At 58.0% G+C, this 13,213-nt stretch carries 6 protein-coding genes; 5 read left to right on the top strand and 1 reads right to left on the bottom strand.

The window, feature by feature from the left end:
* The first annotated feature begins 141 nt into the window (after nucleotides 1-141).
* From ACZRJ6_RS25505 to ACZRJ6_RS25485, 5 genes are all read left to right on the top strand, one after another.
* On the top strand, nucleotides 142-1,863 hold the full coding sequence (locus ACZRJ6_RS25505; protein ID WP_463970604.1) for a ShlB/FhaC/HecB family hemolysin secretion/activation protein: 1,722 nt from the start codon (nucleotides 142-144) through the stop codon (nucleotides 1,861-1,863).
* Nucleotides 1,864-1,894: 31 nt separating this feature from the next.
* On the top strand, nucleotides 1,895-10,171 hold the full coding sequence (locus ACZRJ6_RS25500; RefSeq protein WP_463970603.1) for a two-partner secretion domain-containing protein: 8,277 nt from the start codon (nucleotides 1,895-1,897) through the stop codon (nucleotides 10,169-10,171).
* Nucleotides 10,172-10,189: 18 nt separating this feature from the next.
* Nucleotides 10,190-11,056 carry a hypothetical protein gene (locus tag ACZRJ6_RS25495; protein WP_463970602.1) on the top strand — a complete coding sequence of 289 codons (867 nt, stop codon included), beginning with the start codon at nucleotides 10,190-10,192 and terminating at the stop codon, nucleotides 11,054-11,056.
* 66 nt (nucleotides 11,057-11,122) lie between these two features.
* On the top strand, nucleotides 11,123-11,593 hold the full coding sequence (locus ACZRJ6_RS25490) for a hypothetical protein (RefSeq protein ID WP_463970601.1): 471 nt from the start codon (nucleotides 11,123-11,125) through the stop codon (nucleotides 11,591-11,593).
* The gene (locus tag ACZRJ6_RS25485) at nucleotides 11,593-11,985 is read left to right on the top strand and encodes a hypothetical protein (RefSeq protein WP_463970600.1); all 393 of its coding nucleotides are present in this window, start codon (nucleotides 11,593-11,595) and stop codon (nucleotides 11,983-11,985) included. Before ACZRJ6_RS25490 ends, ACZRJ6_RS25485 begins: the two co-directional genes overlap by 1 nt.
* A 2-nt stretch (nucleotides 11,986-11,987) precedes the next feature.
* Here the strand turns inward: ACZRJ6_RS25485 and ACZRJ6_RS25480 are convergent, their stop codons facing one another.
* Nucleotides 11,988-12,536 (bottom strand): RNA 2'-phosphotransferase, encoded by a 549-nt coding sequence (locus tag ACZRJ6_RS25480; RefSeq protein ID WP_116643810.1) that lies wholly within the window; start codon nucleotides 12,534-12,536, stop codon nucleotides 11,988-11,990.
* Nucleotides 12,537-13,213 lie beyond the last annotated feature (677 nt).

Below are 13,213 nucleotides of genomic sequence, written 5' to 3'. Positions count from 1 at the left end.
TGGTAATCGTTACTTGATTTTTTAGTTGTTTTTAATCAAGGACTTACGAACTTATTAATTATCGAATCCAACTAAGCCAGATTCTTGGCCGTCCTGGAGTTCGATGGTAGTTTGCCGCCCTTGTTTTTCGATGGATCGAACATGTCTTCGTTATTGCCTCGGATTCGGTATCTGCTGTGTATCTCGCTGTTTGCCTGCCTTGTTTTGAACAGCGCGGTTGCCGCACCCACGCCAGGGGATCAAGACCTGATCCGCGACCGGCAAAATCGCCTGCTGGAAGAACAGCGCCGGCGCCTTGAAGAACTCAAGGAACTGCCCGGTAAAGAAGCCAAGCCCGTTGTGCCCGCCGCTCCGGTGGACAGCCGCTGCTTTCCCATCAAGGACATCGAACTCAAGGGCGCCGACAGTCTGTCCGCCACAGACCGCGTGCGTCTGCTCAAACCCTATATTGGCCAGTGCCTGGGCGTCACCCAGCTCAATGGGCTGCTCAAGGTCATCACCGACTATTACATCGACAAGGGCATGGTCACCAGCCGCGCCTACTTGCCGCAGCAGGACCTGTCCAGCGGCCACCTGAGCGTGCTGGTGGTCGAGGGCAAGCTCGAAGGCATGAAGGGTGCCCAGGGCAGCAACCTGTCCGAACGCGAACTGGCCATGGCTTTTCCCGGCAAAGTCGGAGAGCAGCTCAACCTGCGGGAAATCGAGCAGTTGGTGGACCAGTTGAACCGCCTGCCGTCGAAACAGGCGCAGATGGAACTGGCCCCTGGCAGCGAGGTAGGCGGTAGCGAAGTGCTGGTGAAAAATGCCCCGCAAAAGCCCTGGCGCACCAGCTTGTCGCGCAACAACGACGGGCAGAAAAGCACCGGCGAACAGCAGTGGGGCGCTGGCCTTGAGTGGGACAGCCCGCTGGGCCTGGCTGACCAACTGGTACTGCGCGGCGGCCACGATGCCGTCAGCGACCACCAGAAAACCTCGAAAAACACCATGCTCTACTACAACGTGCCGTGGGGCTGGTGGAACTTCAGCTACACCTACAGCGAGAGTGATTACCGCACTTACGGCGTGACCAACGACTACAAGTTCAAGCAGAACGGCGACAACGAGAACCACCAATTGCGCGCCGAGCGGGTGATCCATCGTGACGACGTGAGCAAGACGTCGGTGAACGTCGGCTTGTCGCACCTGCGCACCAACAACTATATCCTCGACATCCGCACCGAGCCCAGCAGTAACCGCCTCAGCGAACTGCAGCTGGGCATCAACCACGGCCGGCGTATCGGCAACTCGTTCGTCAACCTCGACCTGGGCATGCAAAACGGCATCGGCGCCTTCGATGCTCAAGCCAACGAAGAGCGTGACGCGTACGGCAATCGCCAGCCCAACGCGCGCTACCGCAAATACACCGCCACCGTCAGCTACTTGCAGCCGTTCACGCTGTGGGGCGAGTCGTTCAGTTTCTCCAGCCTGGCCACCGGCCAACGCAGTGAAGACATCTTGTTCAGCCCCCAGCGCATGAGCCTCGGCGGTTCGGCCTCGGTACGCGGTTTTAAAGACCAGCAGCTCACCGGCGACAGCGGCGGCTACTGGCGCAACGACGTGCGCTGGGCTCGCCCGGTGACCTGGGACTGGATGCGCCCGGCCTTTGCCGAATACGGCGCAAGCGTCGGCTACGACCAGGGCGTGATCAGCAACGACCGCTACAACGGTGAAGTGCATGGCCGGGTCTCGAGCAACTCCCTGGAGCTGTTCGCCCGCGGCAAATACGTCAGCACCAGCGTGACCTTTGCCCATTCTCTGGAACGCCCGGCAGTGATGAGCGAGCGCGAAGCGCCGATCTACTTCCGCATGGATTTCTTCCTGTAATTCAACGCCCCGTTACATCGAGAATATGACAATGGATGTTCGCCACTTTGCCTTCCTGGCTCGCCAGCCTTCTTCTGCACTGAAAAGCCGCGACTCGTTCTGGGGCCTACCCAAGCGCGGCCTGGCGCTGATCCTGGCCAACGCGTTGTTCTGGCAGCCGCTGCTGGCCCAGGCCGAAGGCATTGTGGTCAGTGGGCCAGGCACCACCGTCGGCCAGGCCGGCAATGGCGTACCAGTGGTGAACATCGCCACTCCCAATGGCAGCGGCTTGTCCCATAACCAATTCAAGGACTACAACGTCGGCCCCAACGGCGTGATCCTCAACAACGCCAGCGGCCCCGTGACGAACACCCAGCTGGGTGGCTACATCGTCGGCAACCCCAACCTCAAGGGCGGCGCGGCCAGCGTCATCCTCAACGAAGTCAACGGCGGCAGCCCCAGCCAATTACGCGGCTACACCGAAGTGGCGGGCCAGTCGGCCAAAGTCATCGTGGCCAACCCTTACGGCGTCACGTGCAGCGGCTGCGGCTTCATCAACACTCCCAACGTGACCCTCACTACCGGCAAACCGGTGCTCGACGCGAGCGGCCAGTTGCAGCGCTATCAGGTCGACGGCGGTGCCGTGACCATCGACGGCCAGGGCCTGAACGCCAGTAACGTCGACCGCTTCGAGATCATCACCCGCTCGGCCAAGATCAATGCGCAGATCAACGCACGGGAATTGACCGTGATCGCCGGGCGTAACGACGTCGATGCCAAAAGCCTGAAAGCCACCGCGCGCCCCGATGACGGCAGCGCCAAACCAGAATTGGCCATCGACTCCTCGGCATTGGGCGGCATGTACGCCGGTGCGATCAAACTGGTGGGCACCGAAGCTGGCGTGGGCGTGAAGCTCGACGGTACGCTGGCCGCCAGTGGCGGAGACATCCAGCTGGATGCCAATGGGCACCTGAGCATGGCGCAGACGGCGGCCACCGGTAACCTCAAGGTCACCGCGCAGAACGTGAACCTGTCCGACAAGGTCTACGCCACCGGCAATGTGCAGGTGAGCAGTGCTGAAGAACTGGTCAACCAAAAGAGCCTGGCCGCGGGCCAGCGCATCGAACTCAACGCGATCAAGGTCACCAACCCGGGCATCATCGAAGCGGGCGTACAGGTAGATAACAGCCGCAATGCCACGGGCGACGTGGTGGTTAACGCGCAGACCGTGAACACCAGCGGTAACCTGCTGGCCAGCCGCGCTTTGGCGATCACCGCCGCGCAGGCGCTGACTAACCAGGGCAGCATCATCCAGGGCAAAACTGTCAGCGTCAGCACCGCCAAGCTGACCAACCAAGGCGCCACCGCCCGAGTGTACGGCGAGCAAAGCCTGGCGATCAGCGCACCGGCCATCGTCAATCTGGGCGGGTTGATTCGCTTCGGCGAAGGCCAGGCCGCTACCCTCGACAGCGCCACTTTGGACAACCGCCAAGGCCGCATCCAGGTCGCGGGCGGCAGCTTGACGCTCAACAGCGGCGCGCTGAATAACAACGGTGGGCAGATTGTCGCCGACGCCGTGACAGTGAACGCCGCCAGCCTCGACAACAGCGCCAAGGGCTTGATCAGTGCCGAGAAAGGCGCGCTCAACCTCACTGTCACCAACGCCTTCAACAACAGCCAGGGTCATGCCCAGGCCGGCACTGACTTGAACCTCACCGCCGGTGACGTCGCCAACCAGGACGGCAAGCTGGTGGGTGGGCAGATCACCGCTACCCTCGGCAGCCTCAGCAACAACGACGCAGGTGTACTCAGCGCGGATGCCGGCAAGTTGACCTTGACCGTCGCCCAACAGTTGAACAACGCCAAAGGTCATTTGCAGGCCGCTCAAGGCGACATCGAACTGCACGCCGCGAGCCTGGATAACCAGGGCGGCGCCATCATCGGCAAGCAGTTGCTGCTGGATGCTCGAAGCGGGCAGATCGACAACCGCGCCGGGCGTATCGTCGGTGACCAACTGGACGTGCGCGCCGGCAGCCTCGACAACCGCGATGCCGGGCTGTTGGCCGGTGGTGTGCCGGGTGTGAGCGTGGTGCTGGGCGACCAATTGCTTAACACCCAGGGCCGTGTTCAAAGTGAGGGTGACTTGCTGCTGACCGGCAAGCGCCTGGGCAATAGCGCCGGGATCCTGCTGGGCAAGGCCCTCACTGTCACCGCGCAAGACCTCGACAACAGCAGTAAGGGCGCGCTGGTCAGCAATGACGGCGACATCACCCTCAACATCAGCAACCTGCTGACCAACACCAACGGCGTGATCGACGCTGCCGAGCGCAGTGTGCTGGTCAAGGCCTTGACCACCCTCAACAACCAGGGCGGTACATTGCGGGGCAAGCGCCTGGATATCGCGGCGCAAACCCTCAACAACGACCAGGGCCAGCTCTTGGCCGGCAACCAGGGCGTGAGCTACCGTGGCCAGGACCTGAGCAACCGCCAGGGCATGATTCTTAGTGGTGGTGCGGCGGTCGACCTGACGCTGGGCACCTTGAACAACCAGGGCGGCACCGTGCAGGGTGACAGCCTGACGGTCACCGCCGACAGCGTCGACAACAGCCACGACGGCACCAAGGCCGGCGCGATGACCGCCTTGAAGAGCGACCTGCAACTGACGGTCGAGGCCTTGACCAACCGTGGCGGCAAACTGTTCGGCAAGGAGCACGTCACCGTCTCCGGCGCCACACTGGACAACAGCGCCAACGGCCAGATCAGCGGCAATCAGATCAGCCTGACCTCGCGTACCCAACTGACCAACCAGGGCGGGCTGATTGAGTCCAACCAGGGCCTGACCTTCAATGGCGGCAACCTCGACAACAGCGCGGGCGGCCAACTACGGGCGATGGAAGGCGCCAGCAGCACGCTGACGGTCACCGACCAACTGAATAACCAGAACGGCATTCTTGAATTCGGCAGCCAGGCCTTCAGCCTCAACGCCGGGCATTTGAATAACCAGGCCGGGCAACTGCAGCACGCCGGCGCCGGCGTGTTCAGCCTCAACACCACCAGCCTCACCGGCAGCCAGGGCAGCATCAATGGCCTGGGCACCGCCGACTGGTCGTTTGGCCGGGTCGATGGCCTCGGCCGCGTGCAACTCAATGAAGCCTTGCATTACACCAGCACTCAGGGCCTGAGCCTCAAGGCCGGCGACCGCTTGGCCAGCGCCAAGGGTCTGACCCTGGATGTCGCCAGCCTGGATAACGCGGGCGAGTTGCTCAGCGACGGTGACCTGAGCGTCACCCTGACCGGCGACATGACCAACAGCGGCCGCCTTTCGGCCCAGCAAAAACTGAGCGTGGTCGCCAACAACCTCAGCCAGAACGGTGGGCGTTTGGCCGGCGGCACCACCACCCGGATCACCCTGGGCGGTACGCTGGATAACCTCGGCTACCTCACCGCACGCCAGCAACTCGACATTGCCGCCGCACAAATCAACAACCGCGGCACCCTCGGTTCACAAGGCAGCGTCAACCTGAGCGCCAGCAATGGCATCAGCAATAGCGCGGACACGCTGCTGTTCAGCGGCGGTGATCTGACCCTGCGCGGGAACAGCTTCAGCAACCTGTACGGCGACGTCTACAGCAAGGGCAACTTGAGTTTCGCGGCGCTCGACGGCGGCATGGCGGCGGGCTTCAGCAACCTTTCCGGTACGGTTGAAAGCGAAGGCAATATCGGCATTAGCGCGCGGAATGTGGAAAACGCCAAGGCTGAATTCGAGTTGGGCCAGACCGTAACCACTGGCAGCCTCAATTGGCAGTGCGGCCAGCACTGCGGCGGGCACGACTCGTTCAAGCGCGGCCAAATCACCATCAACCAGACCTTCCTTGAATCCGCGATCAAAGACTCGGCCGCTGCGCGCCTGGTAGCGGGCAAAGACCTGCTGATCCAGGGCGACAACGTCCAGAACCGCTATAGCCTGCTGGCGGCCAATGGCAACCTGAGCATCACCGCCAACGACCTGCTCAACCAGGGCGCCGCGACCCGCACCGGGCAGAACACCATCGTCATCGGCACCCCGGAGCGCATCGACACCGGTGAGTGGGACCGGATGGAATACATCGACGTACCCGCCTTCAACGCAGCGGTGGCAGCGGGTAATTTCGATAAAGCACGCTTTGAGGTTCTCAAGGCCCGGTCCAGCGACTGGCGCTTCTCCGAACAAAGCAACGTCACCACCTGGACCGACAACGGCGGCCCGGGCTACACCGCGACGATACAGGCTGGTGGCGCGGTCAACCTCAACGTTGCGCGTACCCTGCAAAATGGCACGTTGCACACAAACACCCTGGAGCAACTGACCGGCACCCTCGGTGACGACCAGACCGGCATCCCCGTCGGCGGCATCAATATCAACCTGAGCAAGCACGTCAACGACGCCACGGCCCAGGCGCCGAGCAGCGTATTGCCGGTGACCAGCATCGCGCCCGACGGCCGCTACGTACCTGTGGATTACACCGGCGAGTCCTTCACCCCGGTCGACCCCACCACCGCGCCCGGCTTCCAGTTGCCCAAGGGCGACTACGGCCTGTTCATCAAGAATGCCGACCCTACCAGCCACTACCTGATCGAGACCAATTCGAACCTCACCACCCTGGCGGGCTTCTTCAGCTCCGACTACATGCTCGACAAGCTCGGCTATAACCCCGACAACGCCTGGCGTCGCCTGGGTGACGGGCAATACGAGTCACGGCTGATCCGCGATGCCGTGCTGGCGCAAACCGGGCAACGCTTCCTCGCCGGTGGACTGACCAGCGACTACGACCAGTTCCGCTACCTGATGGACAACGCCCTGGCCAGCAAGGACGCCTTGCGCCTGAGCGTCGGCGTGTCCCTCACCGACCAGCAAGTCGGCGCCCTGACCCACGACATCGTGTGGATGGAAAACCGCGTGGTCGACGGCCAGACCGTCCTCGTGCCCGTGCTCTACCTGGCCCAGGCCGACTCCCGCAATGTGCGCGGCAACAGCCTGATCCAGGGCCGCGACCTCAACCTGATGACCGGCGGCGACCTGATCAACGTCGGCACCCTGCGCGCCAGCAACAACCTCTCGGTGACCAGCAAGGGCAGCATCTACACCGGCGGCCTGATCGAGGCCGGCAAAAACCTCAGCCTGCTGGCCCAGGACAGCATCCGCAATTCCATGGCCGGCAAGATACGCGGCAACCAGGTCAGCCTCACCACCCTGAAGGGCGACATCACCAACGACACCACCGCCATCCAGGTACGCGACGGCGCCGGCATGCGCACCCTCACCGACACCAGCGCCGGCACCATCGTCGCCCGCGAAAACCTCGCCATGGACGCTGGCCGCGACCTCACCAACCACGGTGCACTCACCGCCGGCGGCGATGCCGACCTGAAAGCCGGGCGCGACCTCAACCTGATCGCCGTCAGCGACACCAGTGAGATCCACGCCTTCAGCGACGGCGGGCACAAATCCAGCATCACCACCGACGTGAAAAACCAAGCGGCCACGGTCACGGCCGGTGGCAACCTGAGCATGGTGGCGGGGCAAGACGTCAACATCATCGGCAGCAACGCCACCGCGGGTAAGGACCTGAACATTCAGGCCGGGCGCGATTTCAACGTGGCCTCTGTCAGCGATGTGCACAACGTCGAGGGCAAGGAAAAAGACGGCAAGAAACGCATCAAGACGGCGGATGAGCAGACCACGCAGTTAGCCAGTGTGCTGACGGCGGGCAGGGACTTTACGAGCCAGGCGGGGCGCGACACCACGCTGGTGGCGAGCAAGATCAGTGCGGGGAATGAGGCTTATCTGTATAGCGGGGATAAGTTGAATTTGCTGGCGGCTGAGAACAGCACGCATACGTTGTATGACATGAAGGAGAAGGGAAGCTGGGGCGCGAAAAAAGCGCAGACAGATGAAGTCACCCGCACGACCCAGATGGGCACCGAGATCAAGACGGGTGGCAATCTGACGCTTAAAAGTGAAGGCGACCAGCTGTATCAAGTTGCCAAGCTCAATAGCGGTAAGGACATCATCCTCGATAGCGGTGGTGCGGTTGTCTTTGAAGGGGTCAAAGACCTGCACGATGAGAGCCATACTAAAAGCAAAAGTGACCTCTCATGGTTCAGTGCCAAAGGTAAAGGCAATACGGATGAAACCCTGCGCCAAAGCGAATTGGTTGCTCAAGGCCAGCTCGTTATCAAGGCCGCCGAGGGGATCCGCATCGATGTCAAACAGGTCGATCAGCAGACTGTAAGTCAGACCGTTGATGCGATGGTCAAGGCTGATCCCAATCTGGCGTGGCTTAAGCAAGCCGAGGCACGTGGAGACATCGATTGGCGCCAGGTCAAAGAGATTCACGAGAGCTTCAAGTACGACAACTCTGGCTTGGGCGCCGGCGCCAAGATCGCGATTGCGATCATGATGGCCGCGATCATGGGGCCCGCAGGTTTTGGTCTTGGGGGCTGGGAGTTGGCAGTAGCCACGAGCTTCTCGACCACTGGTGTTACCAGCACTATTAACAATAAAGGCAACCTCGGCAGAGCCTTAAAGGAAACCGTTAGTAGCAACAGTATTAAAAGTGCGGCAGTCGCCGGTTTTACGGCTGGCGCGCTTTCTTATGCTGACACCAATTGGTTCAGCGGCACTGAGAGCACAAGTACAACAGCAGTCCAAGGCGTGAGCCCCAGCGCGGGGTCAACCTTGGCCGTCACCAACTCTCCCAGCGATATTTTTACCTGGACGTCTGCGGGTGACATTGCCTTGCGTGCTGGTGGTCGAGCGGTCATCTCCAGCGGAATCTCGACGGCTATCCAGGGCGGAAGCTTTGGCGACAACTTCAACGCGGCGTTACTGGGAGAGGCTGGCAACGTAGCAATGGCGACCGGTTTCAACTGGGTGGGTGACACCATCAAGTTCCCGGATGGCAGCATTCAGAAGATCGCTGCCCACGCGTTGATGGGCGGCCTGCTAGCAGAAGCGACTGGCAGCGACTTCAAAACCGGTGCTGCGGCTGCCGGACTGAATGAGGCACTGATCAACCAGCTGGCTTGGGCAGCACGCGGTAATGATGACATCACTTTGATGTTGTCGCAGCTGACGGGCTTGTTAGCAGCTGCAGCCGTTGATGGTGATCTTGAAAAGGGCTCGGAGATCGCTCAAAAAGCCTCGACGTACAACTGGCTGACTCACCGTGAAATTGAGGATGCGGATAAGGCGAGAGCTGGGTGTGGTGCGCTCGGAGCGGGAGCGGGTGCGTGCGAGAAGAAAATCATCAGGGATATGGACGAGCTCGATAAGTCCAGAAACCTCGGACTGTTTGATCTTGACCGCTCATTGCAGCTATCAGTTTTGCGAGACGGAATTACGCAAGGTGAGTACCGTGAAGCACTGCTCAACGGCTTCAATGGTCTTGATCCGAGAGACCTGGTCTTCACGGGCTACGCGCCCGCCAACGAACTGGGTTACCGAGCTGAGGCTTTAGGTAGTCATGTTGTGGACCTTGCCGCCGATTTTCCTGGGCGATTCAAGGCGGGGCTCGAGGGTCTCATAAATAATTACGACCAAATTCCCGCAGGCATCGCACAGGCGGCCAGGGATGGCGTCGATTGGTGGACGGGGCCGATTCCAGCACAAGCCATCGCCCGGGCTGAGGACAAACTGGTCTTTTCCACACCCGAGCAATTGGGCGACAGATTGTTTGATATGACATTGGGCACTGCTGCAGGTGCTGCCGGCGGACTGGTTGGTGGTAAGGCGATTGAGTGGTTTGCGGGGCGTTGGGCTACCCGGGCGGGGGCGGAAGCTGTTGGTGCAAAAGGGCTAGGTCAGACAGGTGGAGCCGTTACTCCGGGTACGACACTTGATCTGTTTTCAGCCACCCGAGGTAAAGATCTTTCGAAGCTAACCAATCAGCAGGTTGGTGACCTAGGTGAAGATATCTCCAAGGTCTTCTTGCGTGACAACAACCACACTGACATCTTCGCTGTGCAGAACCGCAGTGGTAACGGTATCGACATTGTCAGCCGTACACCGGATGGCCGCCTCGCGTTCACTGAAGTAAAAACTTCGCGAACGGGGAATGTGGGAGATCTTTCTGTACGACAGCAGAACATGACAACGTTCATCGAGGATGTTCTGGGTCAGGCAGCTAGTCGACAAGGTCGTTACAAGAGCATCAGCGTGGCAGAGCAGCAGCAGGCTAGGCAGATGCTTCGGGAGTTCAGGCGTGCCCCTGAAAATGTGAGTGGTAATTTGATCGGCGTTGACCTACAGGGTGAAGTATTGCGGGTCTCACCTTGGGCGCGTAATTGACTGATGGGGCGTACCAGAATGAAAAAAATAGAAGGAATCCTAGAGCAGCATCGGCACTGGCTGTCTCAGTCGGATGGGATGGTGGCTCAAGAGCTTGAGTACCTTGAAGAGGATCTTGCCTGTGACTCCTTGGAGGGGTTGGGCAATGTATCTGATTCATTGGGGATACTTGCAGTTTGTCACGGTATACAGGGAGAGGTTTCTATTTGTGCCGGTGATATTTCTGGCTGGGAGGAAGTATCCCGCGCGATGATTTACCGCTATTGGGTGCTAATGCTCAGAGCTAAGACCTTTTCTAATACGAGCTTTCTTCAAGGCATTAGAAACGCCCCGAATCTGACTAATCAGTTGAGCAATGCAGGTTGCTTACTTGCAGGTTTCATTGCTGCGGATAGGCATGATCTAGCAGAGTCGGTCGCCGATGTGCTTGTCGGGATGTTAACTGTTGATGGAGCTGTTGATCCCGGCTATCTCAAAGGGCGTCGATTCGAACCTTTCATGCTGTGGCTCTATTGTGTCTATTCGGGTGGGAGTGCACCTGCCCTGATTGAGTCTATGGATCTCGGCATTTACAAGAAAGTGATAGACAGTTGGGCAGATGAGCAAAGGCTTGCCGGTGTACTGGACGAGGTATGCCAATATCACTTAGCTAACTCCGAAGATAAGGGCGGGGCTTGGGACCCTGAGTTCAAAAACCCACCTTTTGATTTGCTGCCTTTGGAGGTTTTCGCAATTTTTAAGGTTCGCCAACAGTGCGGGTTGAAGTCACTTGCAGTTGCGAATCCCTTGTTATCTATTGAAGTGGCTGCATTGGAGAATCTGGCTTTCAAGCCTGATGACGTTTCTGTAAGGGTTGAGACGGCCTATAGAAATTTCTTCAGCTAAAGCACAGATAGAACAATCGGGAACTGACCCTGATAAACGATAGGGGACAGACCACGTTTTTCGTAGATGTTGATGTGGCTGAATAGCAGTTCACTTGGTGCAAAAGGAATAGTTAATGCCACTTCCCATAAGGCTGACGATATTCGTTTTTCGCAGAATACCGTTACATTCAATAAGACAGATAAAGATGGGGGAGCTTTCACTTATAGCGATCTAGTGAAAAGTATGAAGTCTGATGGGTGGAAGGGCGATCCGGTGGATGTGGTAAGGATGCCTGATGGGAAGTTGACCTCTATCGACAACACTCGTATTGCTGCGGCCAGGGAGGCAGGGATAGATGTCAAAGCAACAGTTAGAGGGTTTGATGATTTGCTTAGCGCCTCTGAGATAAAGCGCTTTACAATTCCCAAGAAAGGATTTGTTCCCAAAACCTGGGGTGAGGCTATGACTGGTCGGATCAATAAGCAGACAGGTGGCTTTTATAAGGAGAACCCATATGGGGCATCTCAGCCTCCACGCATTACGGGGCGCGAGTAATGAGTGAGCGTTATTTGTATCCTGAGTCGGTATTGCCTGCCGGATTTTTGTTCTCTAAGGATTATCTTGATTTCATAAGTCAGGAATCTATTCCTGATCTTGAGCCTTGGTGGTTCTTGTGCGAATTCAAAGATGATGCAGAGTATTGGCTTAATGATTTGGCGCGACAGTACCCGGGTCTTCACTTCATTCCATTTGCAAAGCTAGAGGACTCTGATGATTTTGCCTGTTTTGATGGGAGCGATCACACGGGTGATCCAATAGTTATTTATGTGCATGCTTTTGCTTCTCAGGGGTGGGAGGCAAGAGGGAGTGTTGTGAGTTTCTCCGAATGGCTTAAAAAGACCTACGAAGAGTCGGCTCGCTATAAGTCTGAGCGCGCCGAATATTGAGCTCAATCCTGATGTATAAAGCTCATGGGCACGTGATTCGTTAACCAAACCCCATTCTCTGCTTGAAAGAACTTGAAGCCCTGTTGGTACATCCGCAGGGCTTCAATTTTTAGTACCACAGGCTTTCCATAGCGCTGTCCAACAGCAATGGCCGTCGTTATGTCCTGCGACAGGTGTACATGGTGGCGAGAGCCGGCAATCAGTCCTTGTTGACGAATCGACTCCAGAAAGCGTGTGGCGGTGCCGTGGTAGAGAAACTCTGGCGGCTCTTTCTCTACGTGCTGAAGGCTCACGCTGGCTGTTGAGTGGCCCTGTACGGCGCGAATGCGCAGGCCATCATCCGAGAGGCTGAAGCGTTTTTTATCGCTGCTGCTGACGACAGCCTGAATCAGGGCAATATCTAAAATTCGCCCATCCTTAGCGGCACCGGCTATCAAGGATTCCACATCTGCCCAGCCCTCGCTGTCTAGCTGCAAGCCGATGGCGTGTGGTTCATGCCTGAGAACATAGCTAAGAAATTTGCTGGTCTCGTTGGGTTGCTTGGTATTCATCCTGCTTAACGCCTCAGAATCATTCATTGATTGGCAGCGGTTTGCATCATCGGCGCATCATTCTTGCCACATGCCTGCATCACTGCTGCATGCAACTTGCATCATGTCTGCATCACGCCGGTGAGCTGCTTCCTTTGTGCTATCTAGCTGCTATCTATCGACTATCTGTTGCTATCTCTCATCTATCTAGCTGCTATCTTTCTGCTACCGCTGCCAGCGGTCGGGCCGCTGGCGAAGATTTTGACCCTCTGGCCGGTGTTTGCCCTTAAATCGGTGCGGTTTTCGAGGTGTTTGGCTGCCCTTAAACCCTAGCCATTTTGCGATACACCATACGCACCCTACGGGTGCTCGTAATATATTGATTTATATAGGATTAATCCGGCTTTTGGATTTTTCCTTGTATTGCCAAGCGACTACAGCTTTGGCTGTAGGCCACGCCATTCCTGTGTTTGAGCGACTACAGGCTGTATTTGGCTGTCGTCATGACTCTTTTCCTTTAGCTGCTGGCCCTGCTGCACGAGCAATAAGAAAATAGGGGTCAGACCATGTTTTAAGGCTGGCAGAGTTGCTCTTTAAAAGCATAGAAGAATAGTGGTTTGACCCCTATTTCCTCAAAAGCTGCTCAGAAAGACCTTGAGAATGCTAGTAGAGACGGAGAATGCCTGATAAAAGGCTGC

The sequence above is a fragment of the Pseudomonas sp. C321 genome (assembly GCF_055407105.1).
This window is presented reverse-complemented; position numbering and strand designations above follow the sequence as displayed.

What these genes read in the sequence shown, in the direction of transcription:
- ACZRJ6_RS25505 (WP_463970604.1), top strand. Translation starts at nt 142, where the DNA reads ATGTCTTCGTTATTGCCTCGGATTCGGTATCTGCTGTGTATCTCGCTG.
- ACZRJ6_RS25500 (WP_463970603.1), top strand. Translation starts at nt 1,895, where the DNA reads ATGGATGTTCGCCACTTTGCCTTCCTGGCTCGCCAGCCTTCTTCTGCA.
- ACZRJ6_RS25495 (WP_463970602.1), top strand. Translation starts at nt 10,190, where the DNA reads ATGAAAAAAATAGAAGGAATCCTAGAGCAGCATCGGCACTGGCTGTCT.
- ACZRJ6_RS25490 (WP_463970601.1), top strand. Translation starts at nt 11,123, where the DNA reads ATGTTGATGTGGCTGAATAGCAGTTCACTTGGTGCAAAAGGAATAGTT.
- ACZRJ6_RS25485 (WP_463970600.1), top strand. Translation starts at nt 11,593, where the DNA reads ATGAGTGAGCGTTATTTGTATCCTGAGTCGGTATTGCCTGCCGGATTT.
- ACZRJ6_RS25480 (WP_116643810.1), bottom strand. Translation starts at nt 12,536, where the DNA reads ATGAATACCAAGCAACCCAACGAGACCAGCAAATTTCTTAGCTATGTT.